This is a genomic window from Streptococcus sp. 151470009-6, from assembly GCF_053628175.1.
Genome location: NZ_JBSEZF010000005.1, coordinates 31560 through 47394, shown reverse-complemented (window position 1 = coordinate 47394; position 15835 = coordinate 31560). Strand labels below are relative to the sequence as shown.

Below are 15835 nucleotides of genomic sequence, written 5' to 3'. Positions count from 1 at the left end.
TCTAGCTATTGACCAAATGGGCGTAAAATTCACCTCGGGCAAGCAAGTCCGCATGGTTGCCTTCTTCGACAATCTTGCCCTGATCCAAGACAACAACCTTCTCTGTCCGCTCAGCAATGGTCAAGCGATGGGCTATGAAAATCAAGGTCTTATCTAAAGCCATGAGATTATCCACGATCCGCTTTTCTGTCAAGATATCCAGACTACTAGTCGCCTCGTCCAATATCAGAACAGGCGCATCCGTTAAGAGAGCACGCGCCAGAGCGATTCTCTGCCGTTGCCCACCAGAAATTCCAGCCCCATCCGAAGTTAATTCTGTCTGATAATTCAGGGGCATGCGCTCGATATCCTCCCGAATCTCGGCCAATTCGACTGCCCGTAAGATATCCTCCTGAGTCGTCCCCTCCTTGGCTCCAAGGAGAAGATTCTCCAAAATCGTTCCGTTAAAGACATAGGGCTGTTGAGGCAGATAGTTGATATACTGGCGCAAGGCTTTTTTATCAATCTGATTGAGATTGACACCACCCAGACTAATCTCTCCCTGACTAGGGTCGTAGAAATTAACCATCATCTTTGCCAAGGTGGTCTTACCCGAACCTGAAACCCCCACAAAAGCCATCTTAGACCCTTGCGGAATGGTCAAATTGATATCCGACAAGACATCACGCCCATAGCCATACTTATAGTGAACCTGCTTAAAGGTCATATCTCCCTTCATCATACTCAGATCTTCTACCGTTTTCTTCTCCTCAAACTCCGAAGCTACCAGATAAACCTCATTTAAGCGATTATTGGCAACCTGCGCTGTTTGAAGTTTGGTTTGCAGATTGATGATATTTTCCAAAGGATTGGTAAAGTAAACAAGCAAAGTATTATAGGTAATCAATTGCCCCAAACTCATCTTGCCATCCATGACCAGAACAGCTCCCATCCAGAGAACGGCAACATTGAGCAGGAGCTGAGCAACTTTTTTCAGTGCCTTTTGCTGACTCTCTGCCCGACTGTAGGTAAAGGATTTTTTCAGATAAGCCACAAATTCCTTATCAATCTTTTGATAGCGCGAACTTTCACTGGTCAAAGACTTAATGGTCTCAATACCGTTGATGTCCTCGATGATAGAAGAAGACAGAACCGCATTGGCTTCCATGGTATCCCGATTCATCTTTTCAAACGGCTTCATAAAGGCAAAGATAATAACTGTATAGATGGGAAGCGCAAGTAGACTAATGAAAAAGAGCGTTATATTTTGTGAAAACAGGACAAGCGAGATAATCAAAATCGTCGACACATCTAGGAAAATCGACAGCATGGTCGACGCCAACGCATCGATGATACTATTGGCATCTGTAAAACGAGACACGATTTCCCCTGTCCTGCGTGTCGCGAAAAAGGACATCGGCAGGTGAAAAACATGCTTGATGTAGGACAAAATCACATCGATGGACAACCGTTGCCCCAGAACAAGTAAAAGGTATTCCTGCGCATAGGACAAAATCTGCTGGAGGATATAGACGATGACTAGTCCTATTGAGATGATACCCAGCGTCGAACGCATCTGGTCTGGTACGTAACTATCAATGATAGACTGGAGATAATAGGAACCCACGATATTGATCAAAGTCACCAACAAAGTCGCTAGGACGATATTAGCAATCAAGCCACGCTGTTTGAGTAAGATTGGCAAGAAGGATAGGAGCCCCTGTTTTTTCTCCTTATGGGGTTTATAGTCTGGAGACGGAGCCATAAAGAGACTGACCCCTGTCCATTCTTGCGCAAATCGCTCACGAGAAATCTTGGTCAGCTTGACACCAGGATCTGGATCAGCGATATGGATTGTCTTCTTGTCCTGACCTGTCACCACATAATAGTGGAGCAATTTCCCTTCCTTGAGCACATGGGCCACAAAAGGAAAAGTCAAATCAGGCAGATCAAAGAGCGTCATATCCGCCTTGATAGCCCGCGTTTCAAAACCAATCTCCTCTGCTACCTTTACAAGACCCAGAGCAGTCGTCCCATCCATGGTCGTCTTGGCTAACTCTCGCAAGTGAGCCAAGGAGTAATAACTACCATAGTAGCCAAAGATCATAGCCAAGGAAGCCACGCCACAATCCATCTGGTCCACCTGGGGACGATAGTGCCTTTTCCTAAATTTCATATCCATCTCCTTTTTTCTAACAATCTCTTAAAAACTTTGTAAGATTATTTTAACCAAACGAAGAAGAAATAAGGGAATTGTTTCTGAAAAAACAATATCCACACCTAAACAGCACTTTTTGTCAAAGAAAAGAGGCAGAACAAGAGTCCTGCCTAGAATATTCAATTACACAGATTTCTTGCCTTTCCCACTTCTTTTATGAATGGCGTATAAAACGATAAACGCAAACACCGGGGGCACCATATAACTATTTTCACTCATTGTTACTTGAAATCCAAGAGTTGCTAGTATCCCAAAGATGAAAATATTCATCAAAAATAGGAAAGTGAATAGTAGAACATATTTTACAATCCTATTCATTCTATTCTCCTTTTCTTTCTCCTTGGCCCCGACACAGTAAAATAAAAACCACTAAAAACAAGGAAATCGTAGGTAGATTTATTTTGTTTACGTTAGCCACGATTCTAATAATTAGATAAGCCATCGAGCTAAATAATACAGTGGTCTCTGGCCAAGTGTTTCCTAGTAATTGAACAACTTTCATCTCAAACTCCAATCTGATGGTCCATCAATTCCCAATCGTACTTTCTTTTGTTTTGTACTTGTATCCTACATAAAACAGACCAAGCAGAATTGGGTAGGTTTCTGGATAAAACAAGGTATTGATCGGATTTTTCATAATCATATACGTTGCGATATAAAGAATGATCGATACGACAAAATACCCCTCAGCAAATCCTAATAAGATTTTTTTCATAGCAGACTCCTATTTACCTGAAAAGAGTGCTCGAGTTGTTAAAATAGCCCCACCTGTATATACAAATCCTTTTACAAAACCGACTGCCACAGGGATAAGAAGGGGAAAGGCTCCCCCTTGAATTTCCTGCAAGTCCGTATTAGTCATTGTTTCAAATTCTAAAATAGATTTTTCCATATCATCTCCTCCTTCTATTACCATCTACCCGTCACATAATTATAACCTGCAATTCCTACTGCAGTAATTCCACCAGCAATTTTAGCTGCTGTCACAGGATTAGCAATCACCCAAGCTACAATCGGCCATGCTCCCCCATCCACATCCATCAACTCTTCTTCAGTAAGAGCTACAAAGTTCTGTTCCATTTTGTCAAAGTTTTTCATCTTTTTTCTCCTTTATTTTTATTTTTTTAGTTTATGGTCTCTAGGCTTTAAACCATTTTAAAAACCAGATTGGAAAAATAACTGAAATCATTTTTTCTCTCCTTCCTTTTCTTCTCACTTATCTATTCGAGAAGTGATTTAAAATGAACAGGTAAATTTCATTTATTTTAAATACCATTTAATCAACCATGGCAATAAGATTGGTAAATACATCGCGTAGTCTCCTTCCTTTTCTTCTTACCTATCTATTCGAAAAACAATTCGAAAATGAACAATTCATTCATTTTTATTTTAAAAACCACTTAATGAACCACGGATAAAAACCAATCACATACATAAATGTTCCTCCTTTTTCTTTCTCATCTCTTTATTCGCAATTTCTACTAAAAGTTTTTCTTTTTTCTGCAAATAAAAAAACAACATGACTTGCATGTTGCTTTTGGCTATTTTTTATCTTTAATAATCGCTACTACATCCGCTACACTTTGAAGTTGGTCGATTTCCTCATCAGTGATTTCGATACCAAATTCATCTTCTAGTGTCAAAACAAACTCCATCAAATCCACTGAGTCCGCATCTAGATCGTCTTTCAGACTCAAGGCCTCTGTTACGGCAAAGTCTCCTCCCTGTCGCTCTTGGACAATGGTTACAATACGGTCAAAAATTTCTTTTTCTGTCATCTTTTTTATTCTCCTGAAAATTCACGCGCAGTTTGAGCAACTACGTCTGTTTCTAGCATGGTACGAATCTGACGAATCGTACTGTACACAGCCTTGGCATCACTTGAGCCATGAGTTTTTACAACTGGCGCCTTGACGCCAAACAAGACTGCTCCTCCAACATCTGAATAGTTGAGCTGTGTCTTCAACCCCTTAAGACTATCCTTGAGAAGTAGAGCACCTAGCTTCGCTCGAAGGCCACCTCCCGTAATAGCATTTTTAAGTAAACCCATGATTCCCAAAGCTGTACCTTCGATGGATTTTAGAACAGCGTTTCCCGTGAAACCATCTGTTACGACAACATCCGCAACGCCATTCATCAGATCACGCGCTTCCACGTTTCCGACAAAGTTCAAACTTTGATCAGCTACTAGCAAGTCGTATGTTTCCTTACGAAGCGGATCTCCCTTGCTGCTTTCTGTTCCATTGTTGAGCAAACCAACACGTGGTTTCGAAATCCCACGAACATTTTTCGCATAGAAGGAACCCAAAACAGCGTATTGGTGCAGATGATGGGCTGTATTTTCCGCATTGGCTCCAAGGTCTAGCATGTCAAACCCTTTTCCATCAATGGTCGGCAAGGTAGACATGAGTCCTGGACGATCGATATTTTTGATACGACCCACAATAAAGAATCCTGCAGCCAACAAGGCACCTGTGTTACCAGCAGAGAGGACAGCGTCTGCTTCTCCCTCTTTAACAGCCTTAGCTGCCAATACCATGCTGGCATTTTTCTTCTTACGGATAGCTTTTGTCGGCTCATCGTCTGAGTTAATTTTCTCATCCGTATGGATAATGCTGACACGCTCTGTCGCCGTTAGATATTGCTTGATCTTGCTTTCATCTCCGTAGAGTTGAATCTCAATATCTGAAAAGTCAGCAAGGGCTTGGTTGACACCCTCAACGATGGCTTGAGGTGCGTAATCGCCCCCCATAGCATCTACTGCGATTTTTTTCATTTGTCTTCCTCTTTTAGTAATTGTCCCCAGTCTGCTAGGGAATCAATGAATTTCTTTGATTTTAGGTGAATCCCAACATACTCTTCGTAGAGTTGATCCATGAACTTGCACAAGTCTTGCTTGATTTCTGCCTTAAGCGAAATAGTCTCCAAGGTTTCAAAATCAATAGCCTGAAATTGATTGAGCAGATAAGGGATATTGGGATTGAGATGGCAACGTTTCTCGTCTTCATGATAATGCTCTGGGCAAAGGCAGGCTCCATATTTAAAAGAAAAGTCAAAGGCCTGACCGACCCGATGGCAAAAGACACACTCATTAAAATTAAGGCTGATTCCAAATCGAGTCAAGATTTGAATTTCAAAAATATTGGTTAAAACCTGATAATCCAAGCCTGCTTCCATAAACTCCAGAGTCTTCCTCAAGAAAGCAAACAAGGGAGCATCCTGCTGATTATCCTGCAAACTAGCATCTGCAAGGGCAGCCACATAGGTTGCATAGGCCATGACAAAGAGATCACTATTAATCTTGGGAAAGGTCATCACCTCATGGTAGTCCTCGATGTAGCTAAGCCCGTCATCATTGATTCGCAAGAGAAATCGTGCCAACACCAAGGGCTGAATAACCGGAGCTAGTTTAGATTGACCAGCGTGTTTGACGAAAAACATGCGCTTGCCAGCCTGCTCAGTGAAGATTTTGACTAGCTTATCATCCTCCCGAAAGTTACGATTGTAGAGTACGAGACCTTGACTCGTTATAGACTGGATCATGCTTCGCTCATGTACTCCTCAAGTCGTTTCATGGCCTCTCTGATTGTTTCCATGCTGGCGGCATAAGAGAGGCGAACGTAGCCTTCTCCGTAACGCCCAAAGGCAGCACCCGGGATAAAAGCAACAGCCTTCTTCTGAGCAAAATCCTTCAGAAAAGCAAAGGAGTCTTGATTGTAACCTGCTGGAATCTTAGCAAAGATATAGAAGGCACCTCCTGGTTTGATAATCTCAAAACCAAGAGTAGTCATCTTCTCAATAATATAATCCCGACGCTGGATGTATTCCTTCTTCATAGGCTCTGCATCGTTTTTACCAGCAGTCAAGGCTTCTACTGCAGCATGTTGCGCCATGGTGTTTGCCGCAGTAACCAAATATTGGTGACTCTTGATTAACTGAGCTGTGAAAGCTGCAGGAGCAAAGATAAAGCCTAAACGCCAACCAGTCATAGCATGCGATTTAGACAAGCCATTGATAATAATAGCCTGGTCTCTCAGCATAGTTCCCAGAGACATATGAGTTTCCCCTGTATAGGTCAATTCTGAGTAAACTTCATCACAGACCACAAAAATCTCATACTTGCGTAAAACGTCTGCCAAGGCTTCCAACTGCTCCCGACTATAGGTAATTCCTGTCGGATTGGCTGGATAGTTGAGAATAACTGCTTTGAGTTTATCCCCTTGCTCCAGAATGGCCTTTTCCAACATCTCAGGAGTCAAGACAAAACCATTTTCAGTTGTATCAATCTCAACAATCTCTGCCCCAACCAGATTGACAATCGGCTCATAACCTGGATAGGCAGGAGCTGGCAAAAGAACCCTGTCTCCTTCTTCTAAGATAGCTGTCAAAGTAGCAGATAAGGCCTCTGTCGCTCCGATAGTAACCAAGATTTCATTTTCAGGATTGTAGTCCAACTGGTATTTTTCTTTTACAAAATCACTAGCTGCCTGACGCAAGGTCAGTAAACCGCTCATCCCTGTATAGTAGGACTGGTTCTGGTCAATCGCTCGCTTGGCTGCCTCCTTGATATGATCTGGCGTTGTAAAATCAGGTTCCCCCAAGGTCAAACGCAAGACCCCAGGAATCTCCGAAATAGCCTGGTCAAACTGGCGAATCAAGGAAACTTGAATCTTGTCTAACTGTTTATTAAAGCGCTTGGTTAAGTCCATAGATATCCCCCTTGCTTACAGAACATAGTACTATTATACTACAAAAGCTCCCTGACCGCAAAATCCATCTGAACCCCGCATTTTTCACTTTCTGTTTTACTTTTCTTCTCAACAGGACTATAATAATAAGTGCTTATTTTCGGAGGTTTATATGTCATTTTTATCAAAAAATGGAGCAGGCATCTTGGCCTGCCTTCTCATTTCTATCGTATCTTGGTTCCTGGGAGGATTTTTCCCCGTCGTGGGTGCACCTGTCTTTGCAATTTTTGCTGGAATGCTCCTCCACCCCTGGCTCTCACCCTACAAACAACTAGACGCAGGTTTGACCTTTAGTTCCAAGAAATTGCTCCAGTATGCCGTTATCTTACTCGGTTTTGGTCTCAATATCTCGCAAGTCTTTGCAGTTGGACAAACTTCACTCCCTGTCATCCTTTCCACCATTTCGATTTCCTTAATCGTCGCCTACCTCTTCCAGCGTTTCTTTGCGCTAGACACAAAACTAGCTACCTTGATTGGAGTGGGGTCTTCGATCTGTGGTGGCTCTGCAATTGCTGCGACAGCGCCCGTTATCCATGCCAAGGAAAAAGAAGTTGCCCAAGCCATTTCCGTTATCTTTTTCTTCAATGTCTTGGCTGCGCTCATCTTTCCAACGCTAGGAACCTGGCTTCACCTATCCAACGAAGGCTTTGCCCTCTTTGCAGGAACCGCAGTCAACGATACTTCTTCTGTAACGGCCACAGCCAGCGCATGGGACAGTCTTTATCAGACCAATACCCTTGAGTCTGCAACCATTGTTAAACTCACACGCACCTTAGCAATCATCCCCATCACGCTCTTTCTCTCCTATTGGCAAAGTCGCCAACAAAAAAACAACCAAGCTTTCCAACTAAAAAAAGTTTTCCCACTTTTTATCCTTTATTTCATCCTAGCCTCTCTCCTAACGACTCTTCTCACCTCTCTCGGTGTGTCTAGTAGCTTCTTCACCCCTCTCAAACAACTCTCCAAATTCCTCATTATCATGGCTATGGGTGCCATCGGTCTCAAAACCAATCTAATTGCTATGGTCAAATCCAGTGGTAAATCCATTCTTCTCGGAGCACTTTGCTGGATTGCCATCATCCTCACCAGTCTTGGCATGCAAGCATTGATTGGTACTTTGTAATACAAAAAGGTAGCCCATGGCTACCTTTTTATTGCTCAAGAATTAAGCGAGTATGTTCTCTCTTAATACAACGATTCATCACGATGTCATCGCATCCTCCAGCACGCAAGATTTCTTCCGCTTCTAGGCTTTCAAGTCCCAGTTGTGCCCAAAAAATCTTGGCATCAGCCTTGAGAAAATCACGCGCCACATCTGGTAAAAACTCGCTACGTCGGTATACATTGACAATGTCCACAGGAAAAGGAATCTCAGCTAGACTCTCATAAGCCTTCTCTCCCAAGATTTCCCCACCTACAGCCTTGGGATTAACTGGAATGATTTTATAGCCCCGAGCTTGCATTTCCTTGGTCACTCGATTACTAGTTGTTTCCTCACGGTCAGACAAGCCCACTACCGCTAACGTTTTACTGGTTGCTAGATACTGACGGATCATACCATCACTTGGATTGATAAATTCTTGGCTCATAGAAATCCTCCTTTTTTCTCAGTATAGCACATTTTGAAAAGGCTTGCAGATTTTGACTATAAAAATCTCCTAGCAAGAAAAGAAACCTGCTAGGAGTTCTGTCTACTTCAAGTGAAAGATTAAATCTTTTTCTCAATACAAAATAGGGGAGAAAGAGGACGTTTTTCGTGGATACGGATAATAGCATCGCCCAGAAGATGAGCAATCGAAATTTGTTCAATCTTATCAATCAAACGCTCTTCTGGTAGGTAGATCGTATCCAAAACAACCAATTTCTTAATAGCTGATTTTTGGATATTATCCATAGCAGGGCCAGAAAGTACTGGGTGCGTACAGCTTGCATATACTTCAACAGCACCTGCTTCAGCAAGAGCATCTGCCGCATGACAAATGGTTCCAGCTGTATCAATCATATCGTCAATCAAGATACAAGTCTTACCTTCTACCTTACCAATGATGTTCATCACTTCACTGGTATTCATCTTATCTACACTACGGCGTTTGTCAATAATCGCAATCGGAGTTTTCAAAAACTCTGCCAATTTACGAGCACGAGTCACCCCACCATGGTCTGGGCTGACAACCACGTAGTCAGAGCCAACCATGCCGCGACGTTCAAAATAGTCCGCAATCAATGGAGCACCCATCAAGTGATCTACGGGAATATCAAAGAATCCCTGAATCTGTGCAGCGTGCAAATCAATCGTCAACAAACGATCTACCCCAGCAACTTCTAGCATGTTTGCAACGAGTTTTGCAGTGATTGGCTCACGCGCGCGCGCTTTTCTATCCTGACGTGCATAGCCATAGTAAGGCATAACAACGTTGACAGATTCTGCACTAGCTCGCTTCAAGGCATCTACCATGATCAAAATTTCGAGCAGATTGTCATTTACAGGTGAGCTCGTTGATTGTAGGATAAAGACGTGTTTTCCACGGATTGATTCTTCGATATTGACCTGAATCTCCCCATCTGAAAATTGACGAACAGTCGATTTCCCCAACTCTATCCCAATCTCTTGCGCCACACGCTCTGCCAATTCTCTATTTGAAGAAAGGGCAAACAGCTTTAAATCAGAAAAAGACATGATTTCCTCCGGTATCTATGTATCACTTGTTTTTTACACAACATTTTCCATCTACCATTGTAGCGCTTTTTCTTTTATTTTTCAATCAAAAATAAAACAAGAGTAAACATTTATACCCTTGTTTTTTGCCAACTTATATTAGTTATATTAAAATTAAAATCGCTACATTTGAAGTAACGATTTTATGCTAGGATTAGAATTCTGCAAGATGAAGTTAGTATACTTCTCTCATACTCCCTGTATCCACATCGTAAACCGCACCTGAAATAGCCACATCATCAGGAATCAGTGGAGATTCTCGAAGCAACTGCATATCCTCTCTCACACTCTCTTCAACATCCTGGAATGGTAAAAAATCTTGACCAGAAACATCAACCCCGAGCTCGTGCTTCAAATGCTCTTGAAAAGACTCGTTTTGAAAGGTTTGAGCTCCACAGTCTGTATGGTGAAGCACCACAATTTCACGTGTACCCATTTGTTGCTGGGAGATCACCAGAGAACGAATCATGTCCTCCGTTACTCTGCCTCCAGCATTCCGCAAAATATGAGCATCCCCAAGTGCTAAACCTAAAGCTTGCGCGACGTGTAGCCGTGAGTCCATGCAGGTCACAATTGCTACTCTTGTTTTCGGCTTAAGTGGCAGATTTAATTTCCCATGAAGGGCAACATAAGCCTGATTGGCTTGCATAAACTGTTCAAAATACGACACGATTTCCCCCTTAAAAATTTGATAATCAAATATTTCTCCTATCTTATCATTTTTAAGAAGATTTGTCACAGATTAAGCAAAGACCATTTTCAAAACTTCCTGGATAGTCGTCACTCCTATCGCCTGAATTTCTTGAGGTGGTTTAATGCCTGTCAAGGAATTTTTGGGTACATAAATTTTTGTAAACCCAAGTTTTGCCGCTTCATTGATACGTTGTTCGATACGATTGACCCGTCGAATCTCTCCTGTCAAACCCAATTCTCCCACAAAACATTCCTGAGGATTGGTTGGCTTGTCCTTGTAACTCGAAGCAATCGCCACTGCAACAGCTAAATCAATAGCAGGCTCATCCAATTTGACACCACCAGCAGATTTGAGATAGGCATCTTGATTTTGCAAGAGAAGCCCTGCACGTTTTTCCAAAACAGCCATAATCAAACTAGCACGATTGAAGTCAAGCCCTGTCGTCGTACGCTTGGCATTTCCAAATATGGTCGGTGTCACCAAGGCTTGAACCTCCGCCAAAATCGGACGTGTCCCTTCCATAGTTACCACGATTGATGAACCAGTGGCCCCATCCAAACGCTCTTCTAGGAAAACTTGACTCGGATTGAGCACCTCAACCAAGCCACCTGATTGCATCTCAAAAATGCCAATCTCATTGGTCGAGCCAAAACGGTTTTTGACCGCTCGTAAGATTCGGAAGGTATGGTGACGCTCCCCTTCAAAGTAAAGCACCGTATCCACCATATGCTCCAACATACGCGGACCTGCTAAGGTCCCTTCCTTGGTCACATGCCCTACGATAAAGATGGCAATGTTATTGGTCTTGGCCAGCTGCATAAGCTCAGCTGTCACCTCTCGCACCTGAGACACAGACCCTTGCACCCCTGAAATCTCAGGAGACATAATAGTTTGTATAGAGTCAATGATGAGAAAATCTGGTTGGATGCGCTCTACCTCAGCTCGAACACTCTGCATATTGGTCTCGGCGTAGAGATAAAACTCACTATCAATATCCCCCAATCGCTCTGCTCGTAGCTTGATTTGCTGGGCAGACTCCTCCCCACTGACGTAGAGAACCGTACCCACTTGAGACAACTGGGTTGAAACTTGTAAAAGAAGCGTTGATTTCCCGATTCCAGGATCTCCCCCAATAAGTACGAGACTCCCTGGTACCACTCCGCCTCCAAGTACACGGTTAAATTCCTCCATCTCGGTCTTGGTTCTATTGACATTGATAGACGTTACTTCAGCCAGTTTCATAGGCTTGGTTTTTTCACCTGTCAAAGACACACGCGCATTTTTGACCTCGACAACCTCGATCTCTTCTACAAAAGAAGACCAAGCTCCACAGTTTGGACAGCGTCCTAGATACTTAGGTGAATTATATTCACAATTTTGACACACAAATGTCGCCTTTTTCTTTGCGATAATAAACCTCTTTCTAAATTTCTACCTCACACTCAATTACTTGGCAAAAATCAATCTTCTCATTTGGCACAAACTGGCGCATGAGCATTCGATGAGCGACAACTAGCACTGTCTGGTAGTCTCGGTACTTTATCATAGTTTCCAAAAAACGCGCCTTCATCTCTTCAGCTGTCTCATACTGAATAGGACTATTAGGAAGCAACTCCCCCTTGTTTTCTAAAAACAGAGTACGTGCTTTTTCAAAATTCTCTATACCACTTTCGTAAACCTGCCATTCATGCAATAAAGGCTCTACTCTTAAAGGAAGGCCCGTAGCACAAGTAAGATAAGAAGCCGTTTCTAATGCTCGCGTCACTGCAGAAGACACCAGTATATCAGCTGAGCCAAGCAAAGGATTTTGACAAAGTTTCTGAACTTGTTGCCGTCCTTCCTTAGATAAAGGTGCTAAATCCATCCCAAAACCTGTATAAAAACGTTGCTCTAGCTCACGGTAGTCTGGTTCTCCATGACGTACAAAGATAATCTTCATCTTAGTGCCCTGTCGATCCAAATCCACCTGTCCGAACACCGTCTGCCTCATCTCCGTCTGCGATTAAGAAAGGCGCAAAGACAGCCTGAACCACACGTTCTCCAACTTCAAGAACCACTTTCTGGTCCGTAATATTTTTCATCTGAGCAAAGATATGTCCCTCATTCCCAGGATTGCCATAATAATCCCCATCAATAACCCCAACTGAGTTAATTAAAACCAAGCCCTTTTTACGAGGGTTTGAAGAGCGATCATAAAGGTAGAGGACCTCAGTTGGTTGCATATAAGCCTTAACCCCTGTCGGAACTAAGACAATCTCTCCTGGCGCGATCACCGTACGCACGGCAACCTTTAAGTCATAGCCAGCCGCATGCGCTGTCTCACGCTTGGGCAATAAATTTTCATCTGTAAAACTCGAAACCAATTCAAAACCACGAATTTTCATATTTTTCTCTTTTCTATTATCATTTATTCTAGGCTATTTTATCTTATTTATTCGAAAAAAGCACGAAAAAAGAGCACACAATTCACATCGCTTAGGGCTGCTGGATTCCTCCCCTGACCCGCTTCACGCAGAACTGTTGCTCCACTGTTTATTATACCACATTCCCCTCTATTTTTAAAGAGAAATTATTTTTTCCGTCGATTTCGGAAAAAGTCCTGCATAATCGCTGCACACTCACTCTCCAAAACTCCCGTTTCAACCTCTACACGATGATTGAGACGTTCATCTGTCAAAATATCGTACAAACTTCCAGCTGCACCAAATTTCTGATTCTTAGCCCCATAGACCACCTTTGGTATGCGAGCTAGCCCAATTGCCCCACTACACATAACACAGGGCTCAATGGTCACAAAAAGCGTACAATCGAGCAGACGCCAACTCTCTTCACTCGCATTCGCATTCTCTATAGCCATGATTTCTGCATGCATAACCGCCCGTTGCAACTCCTCGCGCGCATTATGCCCACGGCCAATGATTTCTCTATCCTTGACAATCACACAGCCAATTGGAATTTCATCGTGTTCTAGAGCAATTTCTGCCTCCTTCAAGGCCTCTCTCATGAATCTTTCTTTTTCTTCAACTGTATAATTCATCAATTCTTCCTTTTCCTACTTGTCGATTTTATTATTATATCATGATTCTCAACACAAAAAAAGCCACCGAATGCGGTGACTTTATAGGGAGATTATTATGAAAAAGGTAAAATAAAATCTTATTAAATCAATGCTTTTGGAGGGTGTCCCCTCCAACTCCCCGACCTCTGGACAAGGTCTATTTTTTTTGAAAAAATTTAAAAAAACTTCATCAAAACGCTTGACTTTCTCGGTATACCGTGATATAATATAATCAAGATAAGGAAAGGAGGTGAGGAAGTTGAACAAAGAAGATTGGCTTAGGTTACTTGAAAAGGCGATAGATAATATCCCTGAAACGGTAACTGCTATAGCAAGTCTGGTGACTGCAATAACAGTCGCAAGGCAAAACAAAAAGCGTAAACCCGAATCCCGCAAAAGAAAAAGGTAAACGCTAAGAGGTGGGGGCGAAAGCCCCTCACACCTCTATTTTATCAAATGAAAAGAGGAAAAGCAATGGTTAGTGCAATAGCTATTTTTATAATTGCAGTCAATGTATATATTTATCTAAAAAATAAAAAGGACAAATAAGTATGAGAAAAATTATTCAAGAATTATTAGACAGCCCGATGTCTACATCTGCTATTTCGCAAGGCGCTGGAGTTCCTTGGACTACTGTTTCTGACCTCCGAAAAGGAAAAACAAGCATGGACAAAATGGCGCTTCTAACGGCAGAAAAGCTCTATGAATTTGCTACAGCTGATAAGCAGTGATTTCGGTCACTGCTTTTATTATTGCAAACAAAAAACCGCAAGCTACTGCCTGCGGTTACAATTCGAACAATATTTTAGAAATTTTCCTTTCTATTAAAAAAATTATTTAGTGGTAACAATTAGTCCATCAGGTAATACGTCGAGTGCTGGTTTGTCTGAGCGGCTACCATCTTCATTGACGTAGTACCAGCCGCCTTCAACTTTAACAAGTTCTTCTGAAGACATTGCGCCATTCTCTTCTTTGAGATGGTATAGTTTGTCCTTGTATTGAACCCAGCCAGTGACCATTGCTCCTGAAGCATCAAGATAGTACCATTTTCCATTCACAAGAGCCCAACCAACGGCCATTGCGCCGTTTTCTTTGAGGTAGTACCATTTTCCATCATCCTTCAACCATCGAGAAGCTATTGAATAACCTCTCTCGTTGAAGTAGTACCAGATACCATCAATCTTTTCCCACTTCTCTTTTGGATAATCACCATTGGGGTATTCATACCACCATCCAGTATCATTTTTTTTCCATTTGGGTTTAGCTTCTTCATCATCTAGTAAAACAATGTTCTTGTCATACGGATTTGAAGAATATTGCCACCAGCGAATTCCGTCCATGGATGGGAAATATTCAAAGTTAGCTGTACCATCATTCAAACCATACCCGGCAATCCAAAGGCTATTTGGAAATTTCGCAAGAATCTGCTCATAATAGATATTATTGAGCGTGAATGGCTTGTAGCTGTAATATATTGGCTCATAACCATTTTCTTTGAGGATTTCCATGAAGCGAATACAAGCATCTGTATTTGCCTGTTTATCTCCGCTAGCGTGATCTTCGTAGTCAAGACACAAGTATTTTACTTTTTGAGGAACATTGTCAAGGAAATAGCGTGCCTCTCGCTCGGCTTCTTCAATATCACCACCAAACCAAGCAAAATGATAGAATCCAACAGGATTGGATTGCTCAATTTGAGCAGATAAGCAAGGGTTTAGATAATTTGTACTTTCAGAAATTTTGATAATAGTATTCTGTGTACCCATGTCAGCCAAAATACCTGTAATATCGTATCCATTGTGGCTAGATACGTCGATGAATAAGTCGTTTTTCTTCATTATTCTCTCCTAATCCTCACTTGGTTCTGAGTATTCCAATGCTCTTTTACTATCAGAGATTCCTGATGTTGTTGGGTCTGGAATGATATTTAGGATATTTACAATCGTCAACCCAACAAGATAAGGGTTCGCAAAGAATTTGCCAAGTAAGTCTAAAACGACTCCCCAACTGACCAGGTCCTCCAGTTTAAGATTGAAATATGCGAGAATTGGCAAAGCTAGTGCGAATGCCACTCGCAATAAAAATGTTTTGTTTTTTAAATTAAAACGTACTTTCCAGTTGATCATGTGTTATTCTCCTTTTACTGTTGTTTGTTTTGAATCAAATTTTTAAGCTCTCTCACATCCTCACCAAGTGATTTCACTTGCTCAGCTAGTACTAAGATAGCCTTATTCTGTTCATCATGGTTATCGAGCCGTTTGTTGGCTGATGTCTTGAATTCGTTCAGATTTTCGATATCTTTCTCTAAAATCGTAAGACGATTCTCTTGCTTGGTTGCTTTATCCTTCATCGAAAAATAAAGACCAATCACAGGGATGAGGGTGATGAAGATCTGTACGAGAAATCGTTCATATCCTGGCAT

The 15835-nt window shown here is 42.0% G+C and carries 22 protein-coding genes and 1 other RNA gene; 3 read left to right on the top strand and 20 right to left on the bottom strand.

Going from position 1 to position 15835, the window contains the following annotated elements; translation table 11 throughout:
• Position 1: 1 nt before the first annotated feature.
• The 9 genes from comA to ACUW6H_RS07375 form a co-directional block, all read right to left on the bottom strand.
• Positions 2–2155, bottom strand: coding sequence for a peptide cleavage/export ABC transporter ComA (comA, locus tag ACUW6H_RS07415; protein ID WP_454363468.1), 2154 nt, complete (start codon positions 2153–2155; stop codon positions 2–4).
• Between the two features lie 165 nt (positions 2156–2320).
• Positions 2321–2515 (bottom strand): hypothetical protein, encoded by a 195-nt coding sequence (locus ACUW6H_RS07410; protein ID WP_454363466.1) that lies wholly within the window; start codon positions 2513–2515, stop codon positions 2321–2323.
• A 208-nt stretch (positions 2516–2723) separates the two neighbouring features.
• Entirely contained in the window at positions 2724–2912 is a 189-nt protein-coding gene (locus tag ACUW6H_RS07405; RefSeq protein ID WP_049519176.1) for a hypothetical protein, read from the bottom strand.
• Positions 2913–2921: 9 nt separating this feature from the next.
• Positions 2922–3089, bottom strand: a complete 168-nt coding sequence (locus ACUW6H_RS07400) for a class IIb bacteriocin, lactobin A/cerein 7B family (protein WP_096405760.1) — start codon at positions 3087–3089, stop codon at positions 2922–2924.
• 17 nt (positions 3090–3106) lie between these two features.
• Complete coding sequence (locus ACUW6H_RS07395; RefSeq protein WP_454363463.1) at positions 3107–3295, bottom strand: class IIb bacteriocin, lactobin A/cerein 7B family; 189 nt, start codon at positions 3293–3295, stop codon at positions 3107–3109.
• 443 nt (positions 3296–3738) lie between these two features.
• Positions 3739–3975, bottom strand: a complete 237-nt coding sequence (locus ACUW6H_RS07390) for an acyl carrier protein (protein WP_454363461.1) — start codon at positions 3973–3975, stop codon at positions 3739–3741.
• A 5-nt stretch (positions 3976–3980) separates the two neighbouring features.
• Complete coding sequence (gene plsX / locus ACUW6H_RS07385) at positions 3981–4973, bottom strand: phosphate acyltransferase PlsX (protein ID WP_206284117.1); 993 nt, start codon at positions 4971–4973, stop codon at positions 3981–3983.
• Positions 4970–5740 (bottom strand): DNA repair protein RecO, encoded by a 771-nt coding sequence (gene recO, locus ACUW6H_RS07380; protein ID WP_454363459.1) that lies wholly within the window; start codon positions 5738–5740, stop codon positions 4970–4972. The genes plsX and recO overlap by 4 nt, the downstream gene beginning before the upstream one ends.
• Entirely contained in the window at positions 5737–6906 is a 1170-nt protein-coding gene (locus ACUW6H_RS07375; protein ID WP_454363457.1) for a pyridoxal phosphate-dependent aminotransferase, read from the bottom strand. The genes recO and ACUW6H_RS07375 overlap by 4 nt, the downstream gene beginning before the upstream one ends.
• Before the next feature lie 151 nt (positions 6907–7057).
• Here ACUW6H_RS07375 and ACUW6H_RS07370 point away from each other — a divergent pair, with 151 nt between their 5' ends.
• Positions 7058–8068 carry a YeiH family protein gene (locus tag ACUW6H_RS07370; RefSeq protein ID WP_454363455.1) on the top strand — a complete coding sequence of 337 codons (1011 nt, stop codon included), beginning with the start codon at positions 7058–7060 and terminating at the stop codon, positions 8066–8068.
• Between the two features lie 28 nt (positions 8069–8096).
• Here ACUW6H_RS07370 and ACUW6H_RS07365 read toward each other — a convergent pair whose 3' ends face one another.
• The 8 genes from ACUW6H_RS07365 to tadA all read right to left on the bottom strand — a co-directional run bounded on the left by ACUW6H_RS07365 (position 8097) and on the right by tadA (position 13392).
• Entirely contained in the window at positions 8097–8534 is a 438-nt protein-coding gene (locus ACUW6H_RS07365; protein ID WP_454363453.1) for a CoA-binding protein, read from the bottom strand.
• 119 nt (positions 8535–8653) lie between these two features.
• Entirely contained in the window at positions 8654–9622 is a 969-nt protein-coding gene (locus ACUW6H_RS07360) for a ribose-phosphate diphosphokinase (protein ID WP_000010174.1), read from the bottom strand.
• A gap of 214 nt (positions 9623–9836) precedes the next feature.
• Complete coding sequence (locus tag ACUW6H_RS07355) at positions 9837–10331, bottom strand: beta-class carbonic anhydrase (protein ID WP_172842365.1); 495 nt, start codon at positions 10329–10331, stop codon at positions 9837–9839.
• A 72-nt stretch (positions 10332–10403) separates the two neighbouring features.
• Positions 10404–11765 carry a DNA repair protein RadA gene (gene radA / locus ACUW6H_RS07350; protein ID WP_096405749.1) on the bottom strand — a complete coding sequence of 454 codons (1362 nt, stop codon included), beginning with the start codon at positions 11763–11765 and terminating at the stop codon, positions 10404–10406.
• A 13-nt stretch (positions 11766–11778) separates the two neighbouring features.
• A complete protein-coding gene (locus ACUW6H_RS07345; protein WP_172842364.1) occupies positions 11779–12294 on the bottom strand; it encodes a histidine phosphatase family protein in 516 nt (171 codons plus the stop codon).
• 1 nt (position 12295) lies between these two features.
• Positions 12296–12739 (bottom strand): dUTP diphosphatase, encoded by a 444-nt coding sequence (locus tag ACUW6H_RS07340; protein WP_096405746.1) that lies wholly within the window; start codon positions 12737–12739, stop codon positions 12296–12298.
• Between the two features lie 54 nt (positions 12740–12793).
• An RNA gene (gene ffs / locus ACUW6H_RS07335) (signal recognition particle sRNA small type) lies at positions 12794–12892 on the bottom strand.
• A gap of 32 nt (positions 12893–12924) precedes the next feature.
• Entirely contained in the window at positions 12925–13392 is a 468-nt protein-coding gene (gene tadA, locus ACUW6H_RS07330; protein WP_096405661.1) for a tRNA adenosine(34) deaminase TadA, read from the bottom strand.
• Positions 13393–13672: 280 nt separating this feature from the next.
• Here tadA and ACUW6H_RS07325 point away from each other — a divergent pair, with 280 nt between their 5' ends.
• Both ACUW6H_RS07325 and ACUW6H_RS07320 read left to right on the top strand, forming a co-directional pair.
• Positions 13673–13822 (top strand): hypothetical protein, encoded by a 150-nt coding sequence (locus ACUW6H_RS07325; protein WP_173390505.1) that lies wholly within the window; start codon positions 13673–13675, stop codon positions 13820–13822.
• A 142-nt stretch (positions 13823–13964) separates the two neighbouring features.
• Positions 13965–14144: a helix-turn-helix domain-containing protein gene (locus ACUW6H_RS07320; RefSeq protein ID WP_084881505.1), complete on the top strand. Its 180-nt coding sequence runs from the start codon at positions 13965–13967 to the stop codon at positions 14142–14144.
• Between the two features lie 102 nt (positions 14145–14246).
• Here the strand turns inward: ACUW6H_RS07320 and ACUW6H_RS07315 are convergent, their stop codons facing one another.
• The 3 genes from ACUW6H_RS07315 to ACUW6H_RS07305 are packed head-to-tail and all read right to left on the bottom strand — an operon-like array spanning position 14247 to position 15835.
• Positions 14247–15251 carry a GH25 family lysozyme gene (locus ACUW6H_RS07315; protein WP_454363448.1) on the bottom strand — a complete coding sequence of 335 codons (1005 nt, stop codon included), beginning with the start codon at positions 15249–15251 and terminating at the stop codon, positions 14247–14249.
• A 9-nt stretch (positions 15252–15260) separates the two neighbouring features.
• Complete coding sequence (locus ACUW6H_RS07310) at positions 15261–15539, bottom strand: phage holin (RefSeq protein WP_454363446.1); 279 nt, start codon at positions 15537–15539, stop codon at positions 15261–15263.
• A gap of 14 nt (positions 15540–15553) precedes the next feature.
• Entirely contained in the window at positions 15554–15835 is a 282-nt protein-coding gene (locus ACUW6H_RS07305) for a DUF7365 family protein (protein WP_015997071.1), read from the bottom strand.